Below are 16,909 nucleotides of genomic sequence, written 5' to 3' on the forward strand. Positions count from 1 at the left end.
CACGACATGCTTATTCGATAGATCCAGCCACCATGATCGAAATCATCGGACCGCTCGTCCATGCGGACGACGCGTTCGCCGCGCGCGGCGCCAGCGGGGCCAAGCGGCCCGCGCCGCTGCAAAAGCAACTGATCGAACGTCTGCAGCAGGCGATTCTCGCCGGTCGTCTGCCGGCCGGGTCGCTGCTACCGTCGTCGCGGCTGCTCGCCGCCGAAATGGGCGTGTCGCGCAACACGGTCGTGATCGCTTACGAGCATCTTGCCGCGGTCGGCTACGTGATCGCCGATCGCCAGGGCACGCGCGTGAGCCCGCTGTCGAGCCCCGCCGCGCGCGGCGAGCGGGCGGCGGCGTCGGCCGCGCCGGAGGTCGTATACGCGGCGCGCGTCGAGCAGTTCGCGGCGTCGCACAAGCACGCCGACAACGCGTACGCGCTGACCCCCGGCACGCCCGCTCTCGACCGTTTCCCGCTTGCCGCGTGGCGGCGCGCGCTCGAACGTGCGATGGAGCGCGCATTACCGCGCGCGCTCGGCTACGGCACGCCGGCCGGCGAGCCCGCGCTGCGCGACGCGATCGCCGCGCATCTGCGGATGGCGCGCGGCGTGCGCTGCGATGGCTCGCAGGTCGTGATCACCGAGGGCGCGCAGGAGGCGCTGAACCTGTGCGTGCGACTGCTGACCAATCCCGGCGATATCGCATGGATCGAGGACCCCGGCTATCGCGGCGCGAAGGCCGCTTTCAACGCGGGCGACTTGCGCACGCTGCCGATTCCCGTCGACGCCGAAGGCATGGCCGTGCCGGCCGACGCGTGGCACACGCATCCGCCGAAACTGATCTACACGTCTCCCGCGCATCAGTATCCGACCGGCGCGGTGCTGTCGGTGGGGCGGCGGCTTGCGCTGATTGCCGAGGCGCGGCGCTGCGGCGCATGGCTGATCGAGGACGACTACGACGGCGAGGTGCGTCACACCGGCGAGCCGATCGCGAGCATGCAGGGGCTCGTCGACGCGGCGCCCGTGCTGTACGTCGGCTCGTTCAGCAAGACGATGTTTCCGGCGCTGCGCATCGGCTTCGTCGTGCTGCCTCGCGCGATGGCCGCGCACGCCGCTGTTGCGCTGCAAGAGATGCTGCGCGGCGGGCATCGGCTGGAGCAACTGGCGCTCGCGCATTTCATCGAAAGCGGCGAATTCGGGCGGCATCTCGGGCGGATGCGGCGGCTGTACCGCGAGCGGCAGCAAGCGCTGCGCGACGCGCTGGCCGAGCATTTTCCGGCGGCGACGATTCTTGGCGGCGATTGCGGCATGCATCTGACGCTGCGGCTGCCGGCGTCGCTCGACGATCGCGCGCTCACGGCGCGGGCGCAGGCGTTGGGGTTGAGTCCGCGCGCGCTGTCGGGGTTTTCGATCGGGGCGTCGGAGCAGACGAACGGGCTCGTGATCGGGTATGGCAATACCGAGGCGGAGCGCTTGGGACCCGCGGTGAAAGCGCTGGCGGAGGTGGTGCGGGAGATGGAGGGCGAGGCGCGACCGGCTGCGAAGCGCGCGTCAAAACGGGGCGGAAAAACCGTCGTCCGGTCCCGCAAAAAACCCACCCCGCCACGCCGTACGCCCGCCACTCCGGGCATGTAAGTTTTACGTCTGTCCGCCTGGCCCATGTCGCGCTATCGTGTCGTATGCGCGGCGACTTCGCAGTTCCGACGTGCTGGTTTGCCCGCATGTGCCGCGGTTGCCCGTCCCGTCGCGCGGCGGATGTGGCGCCAGTGATGGGCACGAACAATGCGTTCAGTGTGGTTATCGATGACGATCTATCCGACCGGAGACGACATGAAGGAAATCGAACCGACCCCGTGGTTTGACCTTGCCATCCATACGCCCGTACGCGAAGGCTGGTACGAAGTGCAGTTGGCGAGCGGGGACACGGCGTTTGCGAAATTTGGCGACGGCGTGTGGACCGAAAAGCCGTTGCTCGTATTCACGCACTGGCGCGGCCTGTCCGCCGATCCCTCGAAAGCCGCGGACGGCGCGGCCGAGTCGGTCGGCGCCGAAGCCACCGCGGCGCAAGGCGTGCGCGCCGCCTGGAACGCGTTCTTCCCGGGACTCGGCGACGAGCAGCACAAGCCGCTCAATGCGGTGCCGAACGGCAAGGCGCCGCATTGAGGGTTCCTTGAAATTCGTTTGAAGTCCGGTCGGGTGGCGGCTTGTGGGCCGCCGCCCGGCAACTCGATTCGGCCGCCATCCGCGCGTGGTTCGAATCGCTCTCGTATCGCTCGGCCTTGCGCCGCACCGCATTTCTCCCGCCCCGCTACAATCAGCGTCATCCTTTCGACGCCATCACGATGCTATGAACGCCAGCCGAGAAACCGTGGAATTGTCGCGCGCGACTCAACTGCTCAATCACGGACCCGTCACGCTGATCACGAGCGCACACGATGGTCGATCGAACGTGATGGCGGCGTCATGGGCGATGCCGCTCGACTTCAATCCGCCGAAGGTGGTGGTGGTCGTGGATAGCCGCACGCTGACGCGTCGCCTGATCGAAGCGAGCGGCGTGTTCGGGCTGCAGTTGCCGAGCCGCGGTTTCGCCGCGCAAACGCTCGCGGTCGGCACGCACGCGGGCGTCGAACTCGACAAGTTCTCCGCGTTCGATCTCGAGACCTTCCGCGCGCAAAAAATCGACGTGCCGATGCTGGCCGGCTGCATCACCTGGATGGAATGCAAGGTGATTCCGGACGACAGCCAACGGCACGATCTGATCATCGGCGAGGTGGTCGCCGCGTATGCGGATAACCGCGTGTATTCGCGCAACCGCTGGCATTTCGGCGACGATCCCGACCTGCGCACATGCCATTACGTGGCCGGCGGTACCTTCTTCGCGACGGGCGATGCATTCGAGGTGGCGCCCGTCGCGGCGTCCGCGCAGTGACCGGGCTTAGGTGCTCCGTTCGGTTTCGCCTTCGGCGAATGCTTTGAGCGCGTCGCCGGCGAGACGATAACGTACCCATTCGCTTTGCGGATTCGCGCCGATCGACTTGTAGAAGCCGATGGCCGGCTCGTTCCAGTCGAGCACGCTCCATTCGAATCGGCCGCAGCCCGTTTCGCAGGCGATTTGCGCGAGATGGCGCAGCATCTGTTTGCCCGCGCCGCTGCCACGCGATGCGGGCGATACGTACAGGTCTTCCAGATAAAGCCCCTGTTTGCCGAGCCACGTCGAATACGAAAAGAAGTACACGCAAAAACCGACTGGCTCGCCGTTCATTTCGCAGATCAGTGCTTTCGCGGGCGCGCCCTCGGAAAACAGGCTCTTCTCGATGTCTTCGACGCCGGCGACGACTTCGTGCTCGGCTTTTTCGTAGATCGCGAGTTCGGTGATTAAGCGCAGGATCAGGGGGGCGTCGGAAGCGGTGGCGGGGCGGATGTGGATCGTCAAGGTCTAGTGCTCGGTGAGTTCGGTGATGACTCCTGGCCGGCGGGCGGTACGCGCCAAATGCGCCGGCTTCGGAACAGACTCACATCGTAGCAAAGAGCCAAAGGCCCCGCCGCGAACGGACGGGGCCTCGGGCGTTTCCTACAGACCGAAGGCGAACAATTTCAGCGGCCCCGGTCCACTCGTCGAGCCAGAGCCCCAGAACACCACGCCGTCCGCAATGGCCGGCCCGGCATTGCATGCACCCCCGCTATTGAATGACCACAGGACTTTTCCGTTGGAAGAATCGAGCGCGTACATCGTGCCATTCGTGTAGTCGAGATTGCATCCGAAGACCACGCCATTGGCGACACTGACGGCTGCCTGCGCGCGGCTTCCGAGCGGGTCCGGCGTGGTCCACGTCACTGCACCGGTCGCGACATCGAGTGCGACGACGCTGCCGCGGAAACTCCACTGCCAGGCAGGCGGAGGGACATAGGCGGCCATCAGTTCTTCGTTCGATGTGGTTCCTACGAAAGCCGTACCGTTCGCGATGACGGCAGACTGCGTGACCATTGAATAGGTGGTTGAATCGACTTGCGTGTGCCAAAGCCGAATCTTATTTCCGGTCTTTAAGCCCGACCGCAATTCGCGTAGTCACCAATGAAAGCGCGGCAACTCCACTTCAATCGAATGCCCTTCTACATCCCTGCCGGGTTCGTCGGCGAGAGTATGACGGGGTGGTGCGATTCGCGGCTGATTGGATGATTGCCCGGCATGAGCGCGTTCGGACAGGAAGAGAGACCGAAACGGCACTGCCGCGCTTCAACCCTCCGGCAACACCGACTTACCGCGCCGCTTTTTCGGCTTAGGCTCGACACCCACTCGCGGGTCCCGCTCCAGCACGAGTGCTGTCAACTGCTCGACAGTGTCTTCAAACGCAGGATCCTCCTGCGGCACGTAAAGCCATTTCCCAAGCACCGGGTGAGGCTGCAACGCAGGCATATCGGCAATCAGAGCAGCATGGCGTTCCCGCGACGTACAGACGAGCAGCCCATTCCACGGCTTATCGCGATCGGCGGCAACCAGGCACAACAGCCCATCGATATACGCAGCGTCGCTACCAAACATCCGCCGACGCATATACGTCGGATCGCGTTCGAACGCGTCGAAGATCCACAGGAGCGAATTGCTGATCGAAGAAGGCATCGGCGGACAATCTCAGGAAGCGCGGGTGAACGATAAGTTTACGTAAATTCTCCAGGCTCGGCAGCGAGCCAATTGAAGATCGAGCAAGTCCGGCTAGGTAAGATGTGTCCAACCTCGGCGACCATATCGAAACTCGCACGATCCAGACCATGTTAGCTCACACAGACGCCACCGCTGCCTACACGAAGCGCTTCGAAGCCGTTCTCGCCTATATCGATGCAAACCTCGAGGGCGATCTGTCGGTCGACGCGCTAAGCCGCATCGCAAACTTCTCGATGTTCCATTTTCATCGACAGTTTGTCGCGTATGTCGGTGTGCCCGTCGCACGCTACGTGCAGTTGATGCGCTTGCGTCGCGCGGGCCGCCGCCTCGCGTCGCAGGCGTCGTGCCCGGTTCTCGATGCCGCGCTCGATGCCGGCTTCGACAGTCCCGAAGCCTTCAGCCGTGCGTTCAAGCGTGCGTTCGGCTTGGCGCCGAGCGCGTTTAGACGACATCCAACATGGCAATTCTGGAGTGCGAGTTTTGTTGTTCCCTATGTTTCGAGGAAACTGACCATGCAAGTGAAAATCGTCGATTTTGCGGAGACCCGCGTTGCCGCGCTCGAACATTGTGGTTCGCCCGGACTCGTCAATGAAAGTGCGCGCAAGTTCATCGATTGGCGTATTCAAAGCGGACAATCACCGGTGGCGTCGAGCCGAACCTTCGGCGTCCCGCACGGCAATCCAGACACGGTGCCAGCGGATGAATTCCGTTTCGATATCTGCGGAGAGATCGACGAGCCGGTCGCGCCGAATCTCTATGGCGTGCGCGAGCTCGTGATGCAGGGTGGACGGTGCGCGGTGGTTCGGCACACGGGATCGACCGACCACATCGGCGAGACGATCTACCCGGTCTATCGCGACTGGTTGCCTTCGAGTGGGGAAGAGTTGCGGGACCATCCGCTGTTTTTCCACTACCTCAGCGTCTATCCTGAGACGCCGCTGGATCAGTGGCAGACGGATATCTACATTCCGTTGGTGTGATTGGGATGGGTGTGATGAGCATGTGAGATGCCTGCTAGTGCGAAGCAAGTCGCTCCCAATTCTTCGCGAATGCTCATGTCCGAAGCCGCGGTTCGCTCGAATTTCAATTCGATTTCGGCATCGGTATCAATTGCATTGAGCGAGTGTTGCCGGATTGCTAATCCGGCAAAAAATGCAATTTCGAAATGTCTCTCTGGAATAAAGCCCCGGTCTCTGCGAATAGTGGTTCGGAGCCGGTTTTTCTCGACCCGGCCGCCCGGCCATAACACTAGGCGCAAAGCCGGTTTTCGCTGCACGTGCCTCGCGTCCTCACGGGAACCACGCAATACCTCAAATGTCAAAGATGTCACCCTTCCATTTTGGGGAGATATCAAATGGCTGCCACGCAATCAGGGGCGGTGCCCCTCTCGGATGAGGAGGCTCGGCGCCAGTTGCGCCGTGCTGTCATCGCCAGCACGATTGGTACCACAATCGAATGGTATGACTTCTTCCTGTACAGCATTGTCACGGGTCTTGTATTCGCGAAACTGTTTTTTCCTCAGTCGGACCCGCTCGTCGGCACACTCCAGGCTTTTCTGATTTACGCTGTCGGCTTTATCGCGCGGCCGGTGGGCGCGGCGATTTTCGGCCACTATGGCGATCGCATCGGACGTAAAGCCACGTTAATCGTGACGCTGTTGCTGATGGGACTCGCGACGTTTGCCGTGGGCTTTGTTCCAACCTATGCGACGATTGGTATCTGGGGGGCAATCCTGCTCACGGCGCTGCGCTTCATTCAAGGTGTGGGCGTTGGAGGCGAGTGGGGCGGTTCGGTGTTGATGTCGATGGAGTGGGCACGTACCAACAAGCATCGCGGTTTCATCGCGTCCTGGCCGCAGTTCGGCGTACCGGCGGGATTGTTCGTCGCGAATCTGGTGGTGCTTGCCGTCAGCCAGATCTCCGGCAGCGCATTTCTCACCTGGGGCTGGCGGGTGCCGTTTTTCCTCAGTATCGTGCTGGTCGCGATCGGCCTTTATATCCGCTTGAGTATCCTCGAGACGCCTATCTTCGCGAAGCTGCTCGCTGAGCGCAGGATCGAAAAGGCGCCGATGCGTGAAGTATTGCGCCGGCAGCCGAAAGACATTCTTCTGTCGGCTCTTGCGCGTATGGCGGAACAGGCGCCGTTCTATATTTTCACGGCCTTTATATTCACCTATGGTGTGATGAGTCTGGGCGTCACACGCGATCTGTTGCTCACGGCGGTGCTGGCCGCTTCGGTGCTGGAATTCTTCACGATTCCGCTGTTTGGTCACGTATCTGATCTGATCGGACGTCGACGCATGTATGTGATCGGTGCCGCTGCTGTCGGGCTATTCGGCTTCCTGTACTTTTTCATGGTTGGAACCCATAACCCGATATGGATCTTCGCGGCCATCGTACTTTCGCTGGTGCCGCATGCGATGATGTATGGTCCCCAAGCCGCGTTGATCGCCGAATCGTTCACGGGGCGCTTGCGCTACAGCGGTGCGTCGATGGGCTATCAGTTGGCTTCCGTCATCGCTGGCGGTCCGGCACCGTTGATTGCGACGGCGCTTTATGCTTACTTCCATTCGGGATTTGCGGTGGCGTGGTATGTCTTCGCGTGCGCGGTGATTAGCGTGGCGGCCGCCATGAGATTGGGCGATTACACGAATAAGGACATTTCGCGGGAATACGACGACGTGCATGCATTGCATGACAGCAGCAGACATGCCACTCCGTGAACGATCAGGCGGATGGCCGGCCACAACGGCCATCCGCAACGGCCATCCGCCGAATCGACCATCAACTTTTCAGCGGCAACCAGACTTCGACTCCACCCATCCCCGTCACCGGGTCGAACTGCTCGCCATACCGTTCGAAATGCGGTGCATCGGCAGGCACGTGCCCTGACGCGGGCAACCACCGATTCCAGATCGTATTCATCGTGCGACGAATGCCTGAGATGTGCTCGCGATGAGCGAACACCGCATACCATTGCGCGGCGATGCGCACACGACTCAACTCTGGCGGCAATGCGGAAAAATCGCTGACTTCGACACCGCACATGTAGTCGAAGTTACCCAGTTCATCGGCGTTATAGCCAACGCCATAAGCCACCTTGCCGACCTGTCCCGGCACCCTGCCGTACCAGGCGCCAAAGCGCTGCCATTGGGATGGGATCGCCTTGCTGCTGTCGCACGTATAGCGCTCGCTCAGTCCAGCGACGAGAAACGCTCGCGCGTCTTCGAAGCGCGGCGGGTCCAGATGGGTGAGCAGGGTTTCGTCCATTTTGATCGGCTCCACGATGGTCAGGTTGTCGAGATGACCCCGCGCGCGCAGCGCGTCGGGCGTGAGCCCGAACTGTTCGCGAAACGCGCGCGTGAATGCTTCGTGAGAGCCGTAGCCGGCGTCGAGAGCGACTGCGAGGATGTCGGGCGCACCATCGGCCAGACGTCGTGCGGCCTCGCTCAAACGCCGGGCGCGAACGTAGCGCATCACCGGCATCCCGGTGGCCGCTTCGAACGCGCGCGCGAGGTGAAAGCGCGATACGCAGCCACAGCGGGCGATGTCGTCGAGCGTCAACTCGCCGGCGAAGTGGCTTTCGATATACCAGAGCGCTTTTCCAACCGGGTTCATCTCGGCTCTCATGTCAGCATGAAGCCAGCATAGTCAGCGGCGAACTCACGCATTTGATCGCGCTTGCGGTTTTGCGGTCGCGGCGGAGGGCCGAGACGATTCCGCCGCGTCACCATGCACGCCCGCGGCGCCACCCGCCTGCCCCGGCCTCAGCAACAGCCCACCCAGCACGCCGGCCGCCGCCGCAAAAACCGCCCCAAACAGAAACGCGACGTGATACCCGCTGTTCAGCGCAGCCGCCGCACTCGACGACGCCTGCATCGCCTCGCTACGCGCCGCGGCAAGACTCGCGAGCACCGCAAGCCCGAGCGCCCCGCCCATCATGAACGATGTATTGACGATGCCCGACGCGAGGCCCGAATCGGCGGGATCGACGTCGCTCATCGCGGCGAGCAGCAGCGGATTGAACGCGATGCCCGCGCCAAAGCCGAGCAGCAACATGCCGGGCAACACGTCCGGTACGAAGCTGCCGTCGACGGGCGCACGCGCGAACAGCGCAAGCCCGCATGCCGCGATCAGCAGGCCGGCCGCGAGCGGACGACGCAGCCCGAAGCGCATCACCACGCGCGCCGACAATCCCAGCGAAAAGAGTCCCATGATCAGGTTCGCGGGCAGAAACGCGAGCCCCACCTGCAATGGCCGATAGCCGAGCACGCGCTGCAGATACAGCGCCGAAATAAAGAACCACGCGAACATCGCCGCCGCCCACAACACGCCGACCAGGTTCGCGGTCGCGACATTGCGCAAACGCAGCAGAGCGAGCGGCATCAACGGGTGTTCGATTCTCGCCTCGATTGCGAGGAACACGGCAAGCAGCGCGAGCCCGACGAACAGCAGGCCGAGTGTTTGCGCCGAAGTCCAGCCCGCTTCGTTGCCGTTGACGATCGCATAGACCGCCAGCATCAGCGATGCGGTCACGCTGAGCGCCCCGGCCACGTCGAGCCGTTCGCCGTGCGCGTGGCCGCGCGCGGTGGGCAGTAGCGCGAGGCACAGCGCGTACACCGCAATGCCGATCGGCAGATTGACCAGGAAGATCCAGTGCCAGCTCAGCAGGTTGGTGAGCAGTCCGCCGAGCAGCACGCCGATGCTGCCGCCGCCCGCGCAGACAAAGCCATACACGCCCATCGCCTTCGCGCGTTCGCCGGCTTCGGTGAACAGATTCATGATCAGCGACAACGATACCGCCGAGACGATCGCACCGCCCAGGCCCTGCACGGCGCGCGCGGCGACCAGCAGCACCTGCGAATTCGCGAGGCCGCAGGCGAGCGAAGCGAGCGTGAAGAGCGTAATGCCGCTGAGAAACAGCTTGCGGTGTCCGTACAGATCGCCAAGCCGGCCGCCGAGCAGCAGGCAGCCGCCGAACGTCAGCATGTAGGCGTTGACGACCCACACGAGCGAAGTTTCGCTAAAGCCGAGATCGGCTGCGATGGACGGCAGCGCGACGTTCACGATGGTCGTGTCGAGCACGATCATCAGTACGCCGAGGCAGAGCACGATTAGCGCGAGCCAGCGTTGCTTGCCGTGGAGGGAATGGGTCATGCGGACGCCCCTTTACGCGGATTCGGTCGATCACCGACGATGGGTTTTCGAGTCTAGCACCCGCACATTTAGCGTCCAACTACGAAATCCTGGGCGGCGGCGTTGCGCGAAGCCGCGCGCGGTTCCGCTTCAATCACCGCCGAGGATTTCGTATTTGCCGCCGTCAACCCGCTGGGATTGTTTTCGTGGTGAAGAAGACGTCGACTTCGACGTCTTGATCGGCAACGGTTATCTGAATGAAATATCTTTGACGGCTCGGTGGTCTGTTCCGAGCCGTTTTCGGCATTTTCTGATTGCGATCAACTGACTTGACCGTCAAAAATCCAAAGGAGCAAGAGATAACTCCGTCCCGGGGTGCCGCGCATCCGGGCCCGAAGAAATTGAATAAGACGATCAGGTTATGAGCGACGGTGACAAAATTCCCTATTTCAAGGTGAACAAGCTTCTATGGAGGTGGACGCGATACGAAGGTGCCGAAGGTTGCACCGTTGTCCGCGAAGCGCGGCTCTCGATGGATAAAGGGCCGCCATGCCTGCCAAAGCCACCGGAACCGAAACTGACACCGCGCAGGTCTACCCCTAAGCCACGCCCACCAGAACCGTTGGTCAAATTTCTCGACGACATCGAGAAGATGTCCAGCGGCTTTTCGCGATTCAAGTCTTGGCTGAACACGCGCGAGCCGCCGAAGGAACTCCAACCGGTACCGCGTCCCAAACAGAAGATAGAGCAGATAGTCCCGCCGTTCGACATTCAGGAGATTCCCGGCGCTATGCGAAAGGAATTTATGCCAGTGTCGGCAAAGCTAATGGAGCGGTGGTTTGCTGGCGAACTCAACTACGGTCCTACCGACAAAGACGTTGCCGCCGAAATCAATCAGAAGGGGGAGCACTATCCTCCCGATATGTACGACACCACAACGATCAAGCTCGACTGGGTATTGAAATATCGACGAGCCAAAGATCAATACGACGAGTTGATAACGACGCAGATCCGCACGTCACGCGCAAGACAAGCTCTTAAGGAGATTCTCCTGCCATATGCCGCAAGACCATGTCTTGATGCGAGGACCGAGTGCGGAGAGAATCTCTCGAAGCTTCACCGGCAATTTCAGTTTCAGTATGTAAAGGTCGGAAGCTCGCTATCTCAGAAGATCGGAGAGCTCCTCTACGCAGATTTCCACAACAACGGCGTCCCGGACGATCTGACCGGCGCGTTGGGATCATTCGGCATATACGCTGCCGTGGAGTACGCCGACTTTTACAGGGAAGGCAATACCAGGGTTGCAGAAATCTCAGGTATCTACGTTTATATTAAGGATAGTTACGACTTCACCGACAAGCCTGGCGAGGCGTCGCAATATCTTGGCCATTGGAGCAAAAACGGGGTGATCGTTCTGGCGTACAACGGTGCGATGTCATATCTGAACGAACCGCGATTGTATTTTTCCTATCCCGTTGCACTGGGGAACCCGAAGGTCAGGGGCAACGTGTACTACCCGGTTCACAATAAGGACTTTAGAGAGTGGGCAATAAAACATCAGCGAGGAGGTGACTTCGTGATCTATTCGGATCGAAAGCTTGTTCGAATCGACCCACCGATCAAGGTGTATTTATGAAACCGGGGCGATCGATCGGATGGGGCGCTGTAGTGCTCACAGTCGCGTTTGCCGTGCTTCTCGTCGCGACGCGCCCCGATCACAGGAATGCGAGCGAATGCATCAAAAGCACGTCAAAAAACGGCCGCTACACTGCAGAGCGATGCCTGCTCCAATGGAGAGGCGGCAACGACCCGGCTTATCTCGGTCAGGTCTACGACGCCGCGTCAGGCAAACTGCTAGTGCGCAGAACCTTCAGCACACCGGTTCCTGAATTGATTTGGGTGGGCGACGAAGGCGTTTCATTTTCCCGCGGCGGCGACGACGCGTCGTTTATAAAGCTGCCGCCGTCATTCTATGACCGCATGATCGCCAGATTTTCGTCGATTGGATGATGAGTTTTTCGGTCGTGCACGCCGCCATTAATACGCGCTGCCGGCGCGAGTCATTCGGATGATGCACAGCGACGGCAGCACCACTTCCTTAAACCTTCGACTTACCCCCCATCAACCCATTCGACGGCAACGTCTCATCGAGCAACTTCCTCGCACTTTCAATCCCCGCCACCGGCAAGCCCTCCGGATCGAGCAGCCCCACCTGCACGAGCACCGAAGCCTGATCCCAATAGATATGCTCGTTATAAAGCTTGTCACCGCGGAAGCACACCACGGCGAGCATCGGCACCTCGAAGTACTTGCCGGTCGGCGCGACGCCCGGCAGCAGCCAGTCGATTTCGCAGCTATGCGTGCAGCTGAAAATGAATTCATCGACGACGCGATCCGAGCCGATCGTGCGCGAAATCGGAATCAGCTTCGTGTCGGGCGGATTCGAGTCGACGAAGTGATGCGTGTAAAAGCGCTTCAGATTGTCATGCCCGACGCCGCCCGTCATCGTCGGCACGTGATTGACGTAGGGCTCGGCGACCATCGTCGGCATCACCGCGTCGACGTCGCGTGTCGCGAACTCGTGATAGCAGTGCGCTTCCCACAGCGCGTTCAGATCGTAGACCGGACCGAGCACCTTGCGCAGCAGCGCGAGCGTGCGCGAGTACGCCATCATCGCGGCGGGCTTGTCGTACTGTTTGCGCTGCGGAGCGGCGAACGCGTGATCGCAGCCGGGGTACACGTGTTGCTCGATTTGCGGTCGCGTGCGCAGCGCGGCGCTGATGCGCTCGCGCGTTTCGGGTGGGCAGTGCGCGTCGTTTTCAGGGAAGTGGAACACCATCGGGCAGTTGATTGCCGATACTTCGTCGAGATGCGCTTCGAGGCCCACGCCGTAATAGCTGACCGCGCAATCGACGTCGGTGCGCGCCGCGCTCAGAAACGCGAGCTTGCCGCCGAGGCAGTAGCCGACCACGCCCACCTTGCCGGCCTGCTCGGGCAGTTCGCGCAACGCGGCGACGGTGGCGGCGATGTCCTTGACCGCGACGTCGGCGTCGAACTGCCCCAGATAGCCGAGCGCCTCTTTCATGTCGGCGTCGCCGTAGCCAAGCGCAATGCTCGGCTTGATGCGCCAGAACAGATCGGGCACGAGCACGACGTAGCCTTCTTCGGCGTAGCGATCGGCGGTCGCTTTCATCGTGTCGTTGACGCCGAAGATTTCCTGCAGCAGCACGAGCCCTGGGCCCGAGCCCTGCGCGGGCCGCGCGACGTATGCGTTGAAACGGCCGCCATCGTGGGCGACGACTTCGATGAAAGAGCCGGCCATGCAGTCTGCCTCCAGTCTCACGAAAGATAGGGGTTACGTCATCATGCGCAACTCGAAACGTTTGAGCTTGCCGGTTTCGGTGCGCGGCAGCGCGCCGACGAACGTGATGACGCGGGGATATTTATACGGCGCGACGTTATTCTTAACGAAATCCTGCAGTTGCGCGACCAGTTTGTCGTCGGCGGTGTAGCCCGGGTTCACCACGACGAAGGCTCGCACGATCTGCCCACGCGTTTCGTCGGGCACGCCGATCACGCCGCATTCGGCCACCGCCTCGTGCTGCATCAGCACGCTTTCCACCTCAGGACCGGAGATGTTGTAGCCGGCCGACACGATCATGTCGTCGGCGCGCGCCTGGTAGAACACGTAGCCGTCCGCGTCGAGATAGACCGAATCGCCCGGCAGGTTCCAGCCGTCGCGCACGAAGCGCGACTGCCGTTCGTCGGCCAGATAGCGGCAGCCGGTGGGGCCGCGCACCGCGAGTTTGCCGATCGTGCCGGGCGGCACGGGTTGCATGTCGTCGTCGACGGCTTGCACGACGTAGCCCGGCACCGCGCGGCCGATTGCGTTCGGCCGGATCTCCGCGCCTTGCGACGAAACGAAGATGTGGATCAGCTCGGTGCCGCCGATACCGTCGATCATGTCGATGCCGGTCGCCTCGCGCCACAGGCGCCGCGTCGAATCGGGCAGCGCCTCGCCGGCCGACACGGTCTTCTGCAGCGACGAAAGGTCATGTTGCGCGACGAGCGGCACCATCTGCCGATAGAACGTCGGCGCTGTGAACATCACGGTCGCATGAAATCGTTCGACCACCTCGAGCAAGGTCTGCGGCGTGAGCTTTTCGACCAACACCGTCGAGGCACCGACGCGCAGCGGAAAGCACAGCAGCCCGCCGAGCCCGAACGTGAACGCGAGCGGCGGTGTGCCGCAGAAGATGTCGTTCGCGCAAGGCTTCAGCACATGACGCGGGAACAGGTCGCACATCGCGATCATGTCGCGATGGAAATGCATGCAGCCTTTCGGCGCACCGGTCGTGCCGCTCGTGAACGCGATCAGGCAGATGTCGTCGGCGGCGGTGTCGCTGGCGGTGAAGTATTCGGGCTTGTTGACGGCGAGCGTGTCGAGCGAATCGGCGGAGTCGTCGTGAAAGCGGCGGGTCTGTTTCAGCACCGCGCAGTAGAACTCGTCCCGCGGATTTGTGCAGCGCTCGAGTTCCGCGCTCAGGCGCGCGTCGCAAAGCGCGGCGCTGACCTGCGCCTTCTCGATGATCTGCTTGAGCTCCTTCGCGCGCAGCAGCGGCATGGTCGGCACGACGACGAGCCCGGCCTTCAGCGCCGCGAGTGTAGCGACGGCCATCTGCAATGTGTTCGGTCCGCGCAGCAGCACGCGGTTGCCGGGGCGCAAGCCCATTTCATCGACGAGCACATGCGCGCTGCGGTTGACCAGCGCGAGCAGTTCGCCGTACGTGGTGGCTTGCGGCTTGCCGTCCACGTCGGACCAGATCGCCGGCCGGTCGCGATGCCCCGCCTCGATGGTCCGCTCCAGCAGTTCGGTCGCGCAGTTCAGCCTCGGCGGATAGGCGACGTCCGGATTGTCGAGCAGCAAGACGGGCCATTGATCCTGCGGCGGAAGATTGTCGCGCGCGAATGTATCGACGTGTGCTGACGGTTCCATCATGGTCTCCCGAGGCGTTGAGCCGGAAAATGCGCTTCGTTCGGTGTGAAGGGCTTGCCTGTGCGTTCGGTACCTGTACGACGTTCAGTGCGGAATCACCGCGGTGGCTTCGATCTCGACCTTCGCGCGGTCTTCCATCAGCGCGACGACCTGCACCGCGCTCATCGCGATGTCGTAGTCGCCGATCAGCTCGCGAAACGCCCGGCCGATGTCCTTCAGCGATGCGAGATACTCGCGCTTGTCGGTCACGTACCACGTGAGGCGCACGAGGTGTTCGGGCTTGCCGCCCGCTTCGCGCAGCACGGCGAGCAGATTCTTCAGCGCCTGCTCGGACTGCTGCGCGAAGTCATCGGACTGGAACTGCGCCTGTTCGTCCCAGCCGATCTGGCCGGCGATGAACACCTGCGTGCCGCTCGCAGCGACGCCGTTCGCATAGCCGCGCGGCTTGACCCAGCCGGCGGGAAGGAGAGCCTGTTTCATGAGCGATGCGCCTCGATGGAGGGGGCCGATGGAGCGTACGCCGCGAGCGCGCTCGCGACGTCGCCGGGAATATCGATGGATTTGCCGCTGTCGAACGATATGAACACGAGCACCTGTTTAGAGAGGAAACGCGTTTCGCCGTTGCAATGACCGTGAATCTCGATGCCGATCGAACTGCGGCCGACGGTTCGGACCTTGAGCGTGAGCAGGATCGTTTCGCCCATCTGGCTCGGCCGCGAGAACTCGCAGTCGAGCTTGACGATCGGCAGGCCGATGCGGCGCCGCGCGATCATGTGCGCGTAGTCGATGCGCAAGCCCTCGTTGAACCAGTCTTCGACGAGCACGTTGGTCATCACGAGGTACTGCGGAAAGAACACGATGCCCGCGGGATCGCAGTGCGAAAAGCGGATGCGTATGGGCCGCTCGAACGAAGTGCTCATCGTGCATTCCCGTTCGCGGCGGCATGCGCCTTCAACAGATCGCGGCCGACGATCAGCTGCTGCACCTCGGTCGCGCCTTCGTAGATGCGCAGCGCGCGGATCTCGCGGTACAGCATCTCGACCGCGCTGCCGCTTTGCACACCCATGCCGCCGTAAAGCTGCACCGCCGCGTCGATCACCTGCTGCGCGCCTTCGCTCGCGTGCCACTTCGCCATCGCGGCTTCGCGCGTGACGCTTTCGCCCTGGTCGCGCAGCCACGCGGCGCGATAGACGAGCAGCGCGCTGCTGTCGATCGTCAACGCCATCTGCGCGAGCTTCGCCTGGGTCAACTGGAAGTCGCCGAGCGTCTGGCCGAACATCTTGCGCGACGCCGCGCGCGCGAGGCCCTCGGCCATCGCATGACGGGCAAAGCCAAGCGATGCGGCCGCCACCGAGGTGCGGAAAATATCGAGCGTGCGCATGGCGATCTTGAAACCTTCGCCGGGCGCACCTAGCATCTGGCTCTTCGGCACGCGCGCGTTCGTGAAGCGCAGGCGCGCGAGCGGATGCGGCGCGATTACGTCGATGCGCTCGGCGATGTCGAGGCCCGGCGTCTGCGCATCCACGATGAACGCGCTGATGCCGCGCGCGCCCGGCGCTTCGCCAGTGCGCGCGAACACCACGTAGAAGTCCGCGATGCCGCCGTTCGAAATCCACGTCTTTTCGCCGTCGAGCACGTAGTGCTCACCCTCTTCGCGAGCCGCGAGCGCCATCGCGGCGACGTCCGAGCCCGCTTGCGGCTCCGACAGCGCGAACGCGGCGATCGCCGTGCCGCTCGCGACGCGCGGCAGATAACGCGATTTCTGCTCATGCGTGCCCGCGAGCGAGATCGCGCCCGAGCCGAGGCCTTGCATCGCCAGGGCGAAATCGGTGAGGCCCGAATAGCGCGCGAGCGTTTCGCGCAGCAGGCATACGGCGCGCGTGTCGATCGTGTCGCCGTGGCCGCCATAGGCGACGCCGCCGACGCCGTATTTCAGCCAGCCGGCGTGGCCGAGTTCGCGCACCAGCAGACGGCAGGTCGCATCGGTGTCGCCATGCTCGTCATGCGTGAGATGCGCGCGGCACCATGCGTCGATGCCTGCCGCGAGTTCGCGATGACGCGGTTCGAAAAACGGCCACGCGAGCGGGCTGTGCAAATCGATCGGGGTGTTCTGATGGTCGGCGCTCAA

18 protein-coding genes are annotated in these 16,909 nt (G+C 62.5%); 7 read left to right on the forward strand and 11 right to left on the reverse strand.

All coding sequences use genetic code 11. The features are described from left to right. Positions 1-32 precede the first annotated feature (32 nt). The 3 genes from OKW26_RS04720 to OKW26_RS04730 all read left to right on the forward strand — a co-directional run bounded on the left by OKW26_RS04720 (position 33) and on the right by OKW26_RS04730 (position 2,919). Positions 33-1,625 (forward strand): PLP-dependent aminotransferase family protein, encoded by a 1,593-nt coding sequence (locus tag OKW26_RS04720; protein ID WP_429352834.1) that lies wholly within the window; start codon positions 33-35, stop codon positions 1,623-1,625. Between the two features lie 195 nt (positions 1,626-1,820). Beyond that, positions 1,821-2,153, forward strand: a complete 333-nt coding sequence (locus OKW26_RS04725) for a hypothetical protein (RefSeq protein ID WP_184030473.1) — start codon at positions 1,821-1,823, stop codon at positions 2,151-2,153. A gap of 184 nt (positions 2,154-2,337) precedes the next feature. Next, positions 2,338-2,919, forward strand: coding sequence for a flavin reductase family protein (locus OKW26_RS04730; RefSeq protein WP_429352835.1), 582 nt, complete (start codon positions 2,338-2,340; stop codon positions 2,917-2,919). Positions 2,920-2,925: 6 nt separating this feature from the next. Here the strand turns inward: OKW26_RS04730 and OKW26_RS04735 are convergent, their stop codons facing one another. The 3 genes from OKW26_RS04735 to OKW26_RS04745 form a co-directional block, all read right to left on the reverse strand. Continuing rightward, on the reverse strand, positions 2,926-3,423 hold the full coding sequence (locus tag OKW26_RS04735; RefSeq protein ID WP_429352836.1) for an N-acetyltransferase family protein: 498 nt from the start codon (positions 3,421-3,423) through the stop codon (positions 2,926-2,928). Between the two features lie 138 nt (positions 3,424-3,561). Then, positions 3,562-3,975, reverse strand: coding sequence for a PQQ-binding-like beta-propeller repeat protein (locus OKW26_RS04740; RefSeq protein WP_429352837.1), 414 nt, complete (start codon positions 3,973-3,975; stop codon positions 3,562-3,564). Positions 3,976-4,224: 249 nt separating this feature from the next. Continuing rightward, positions 4,225-4,608: a hypothetical protein gene (locus tag OKW26_RS04745; protein ID WP_429352838.1), complete on the reverse strand. Its 384-nt coding sequence runs from the start codon at positions 4,606-4,608 to the stop codon at positions 4,225-4,227. Between the two features lie 149 nt (positions 4,609-4,757). On the opposite strand from OKW26_RS04745, the gene OKW26_RS04750 reads away from it, so the two are divergent. Continuing rightward, on the forward strand, positions 4,758-5,630 hold the full coding sequence (locus OKW26_RS04750; protein ID WP_429352839.1) for an AraC family transcriptional regulator: 873 nt from the start codon (positions 4,758-4,760) through the stop codon (positions 5,628-5,630). Here OKW26_RS04750 and OKW26_RS04755 read toward each other — a convergent pair. Beyond that, positions 5,612-5,926, reverse strand: a complete 315-nt coding sequence (locus tag OKW26_RS04755; RefSeq protein ID WP_429352840.1) for a hypothetical protein — start codon at positions 5,924-5,926, stop codon at positions 5,612-5,614. The two genes, OKW26_RS04750 and OKW26_RS04755, sit on opposite strands and share 19 nt — an antisense overlap. A gap of 78 nt (positions 5,927-6,004) precedes the next feature. Here OKW26_RS04755 and OKW26_RS04760 point away from each other — a divergent pair, with 78 nt between their 5' ends. Continuing rightward, positions 6,005-7,372: an MFS transporter gene (locus OKW26_RS04760; protein ID WP_429352841.1), complete on the forward strand. Its 1,368-nt coding sequence runs from the start codon at positions 6,005-6,007 to the stop codon at positions 7,370-7,372. 61 nt (positions 7,373-7,433) lie between these two features. On the opposite strand, the gene OKW26_RS04765 is transcribed toward OKW26_RS04760, so the two are convergent. Beyond that, on the reverse strand, positions 7,434-8,267 hold the full coding sequence (locus OKW26_RS04765; RefSeq protein WP_429352842.1) for an AraC family transcriptional regulator: 834 nt from the start codon (positions 8,265-8,267) through the stop codon (positions 7,434-7,436). Between the two features lie 45 nt (positions 8,268-8,312). Beyond that, on the reverse strand, positions 8,313-9,806 hold the full coding sequence (locus OKW26_RS04770) for a DHA2 family efflux MFS transporter permease subunit (RefSeq protein ID WP_429352843.1): 1,494 nt from the start codon (positions 9,804-9,806) through the stop codon (positions 8,313-8,315). Positions 9,807-10,206: 400 nt separating this feature from the next. Here OKW26_RS04770 and OKW26_RS04775 point away from each other — a divergent pair, with 400 nt between their 5' ends. Continuing rightward, entirely contained in the window at positions 10,207-11,421 is a 1,215-nt protein-coding gene (locus OKW26_RS04775) for a DUF6402 family protein (RefSeq protein WP_429352844.1), read from the forward strand. After that, complete coding sequence (locus OKW26_RS04780) at positions 11,418-11,795, forward strand: hypothetical protein (protein WP_429352845.1); 378 nt, start codon at positions 11,418-11,420, stop codon at positions 11,793-11,795. The genes OKW26_RS04775 and OKW26_RS04780 overlap by 4 nt, the downstream gene beginning before the upstream one ends. Before the next feature lie 88 nt (positions 11,796-11,883). On the opposite strand, the gene OKW26_RS04785 is transcribed toward OKW26_RS04780, so the two are convergent. The 5 genes from OKW26_RS04785 to OKW26_RS04805 all read right to left on the reverse strand — a co-directional run bounded on the left by OKW26_RS04785 (position 11,884) and on the right by OKW26_RS04805 (position 16,909). Next, positions 11,884-13,107, reverse strand: a complete 1,224-nt coding sequence (locus tag OKW26_RS04785) for a dienelactone hydrolase family protein (RefSeq protein WP_429352846.1) — start codon at positions 13,105-13,107, stop codon at positions 11,884-11,886. A gap of 33 nt (positions 13,108-13,140) precedes the next feature. Next, positions 13,141-14,781: an AMP-binding protein gene (locus OKW26_RS04790; RefSeq protein ID WP_429352847.1), complete on the reverse strand. Its 1,641-nt coding sequence runs from the start codon at positions 14,779-14,781 to the stop codon at positions 13,141-13,143. Between the two features lie 84 nt (positions 14,782-14,865). After that, positions 14,866-15,261: a RidA family protein gene (locus OKW26_RS04795; protein WP_018423881.1), complete on the reverse strand. Its 396-nt coding sequence runs from the start codon at positions 15,259-15,261 to the stop codon at positions 14,866-14,868. Further along, on the reverse strand, positions 15,258-15,701 hold the full coding sequence (locus OKW26_RS04800) for an acyl-CoA thioesterase (RefSeq protein ID WP_429352848.1): 444 nt from the start codon (positions 15,699-15,701) through the stop codon (positions 15,258-15,260). The genes OKW26_RS04795 and OKW26_RS04800 overlap by 4 nt, the downstream gene beginning before the upstream one ends. After that, the gene (locus tag OKW26_RS04805) at positions 15,698-16,909 is read right to left on the reverse strand and encodes an acyl-CoA dehydrogenase family protein (protein ID WP_429352849.1); all 1,212 of its coding nucleotides are present in this window, start codon (positions 16,907-16,909) and stop codon (positions 15,698-15,700) included. Before OKW26_RS04805 ends, OKW26_RS04800 begins: the two co-directional genes overlap by 4 nt.

Origin of the sequence: Paraburkholderia sp. 32, from assembly GCF_050435345.1 — a bacterium.
GTDB lineage: Bacteria > Pseudomonadota > Gammaproteobacteria > Burkholderiales > Burkholderiaceae > Paraburkholderia > Paraburkholderia tuberum.

What these genes read in the sequence shown, in the direction of transcription:
- OKW26_RS04720 (WP_429352834.1), top strand. Translation starts at nt 33, where the DNA reads ATGATCGAAATCATCGGACCGCTCGTCCATGCGGACGACGCGTTCGCC.
- OKW26_RS04725 (WP_184030473.1), top strand. Translation starts at nt 1,821, where the DNA reads ATGAAGGAAATCGAACCGACCCCGTGGTTTGACCTTGCCATCCATACG.
- OKW26_RS04730 (WP_429352835.1), top strand. Translation starts at nt 2,338, where the DNA reads ATGAACGCCAGCCGAGAAACCGTGGAATTGTCGCGCGCGACTCAACTG.
- OKW26_RS04740 (WP_429352837.1), bottom strand. Translation starts at nt 3,975, where the DNA reads ATGGTCACGCAGTCTGCCGTCATCGCGAACGGTACGGCTTTCGTAGGA.
- OKW26_RS04745 (WP_429352838.1), bottom strand. Translation starts at nt 4,608, where the DNA reads ATGCCTTCTTCGATCAGCAATTCGCTCCTGTGGATCTTCGACGCGTTC.
- OKW26_RS04750 (WP_429352839.1), top strand. Translation starts at nt 4,758, where the DNA reads ATGTTAGCTCACACAGACGCCACCGCTGCCTACACGAAGCGCTTCGAA.
- OKW26_RS04760 (WP_429352841.1), top strand. Translation starts at nt 6,005, where the DNA reads ATGGCTGCCACGCAATCAGGGGCGGTGCCCCTCTCGGATGAGGAGGCT.
- OKW26_RS04765 (WP_429352842.1), bottom strand. Translation starts at nt 8,267, where the DNA reads ATGAACCCGGTTGGAAAAGCGCTCTGGTATATCGAAAGCCACTTCGCC.
- OKW26_RS04770 (WP_429352843.1), bottom strand. Translation starts at nt 9,806, where the DNA reads ATGACCCATTCCCTCCACGGCAAGCAACGCTGGCTCGCGCTAATCGTG.
- OKW26_RS04775 (WP_429352844.1), top strand. Translation starts at nt 10,207, where the DNA reads ATGAGCGACGGTGACAAAATTCCCTATTTCAAGGTGAACAAGCTTCTA.
- OKW26_RS04780 (WP_429352845.1), top strand. Translation starts at nt 11,418, where the DNA reads ATGAAACCGGGGCGATCGATCGGATGGGGCGCTGTAGTGCTCACAGTC.
- OKW26_RS04785 (WP_429352846.1), bottom strand. Translation starts at nt 13,107, where the DNA reads ATGGCCGGCTCTTTCATCGAAGTCGTCGCCCACGATGGCGGCCGTTTC.
- OKW26_RS04790 (WP_429352847.1), bottom strand. Translation starts at nt 14,781, where the DNA reads ATGGAACCGTCAGCACACGTCGATACATTCGCGCGCGACAATCTTCCG.
- OKW26_RS04795 (WP_018423881.1), bottom strand. Translation starts at nt 15,261, where the DNA reads ATGAAACAGGCTCTCCTTCCCGCCGGCTGGGTCAAGCCGCGCGGCTAT.
- OKW26_RS04800 (WP_429352848.1), bottom strand. Translation starts at nt 15,701, where the DNA reads ATGAGCACTTCGTTCGAGCGGCCCATACGCATCCGCTTTTCGCACTGC.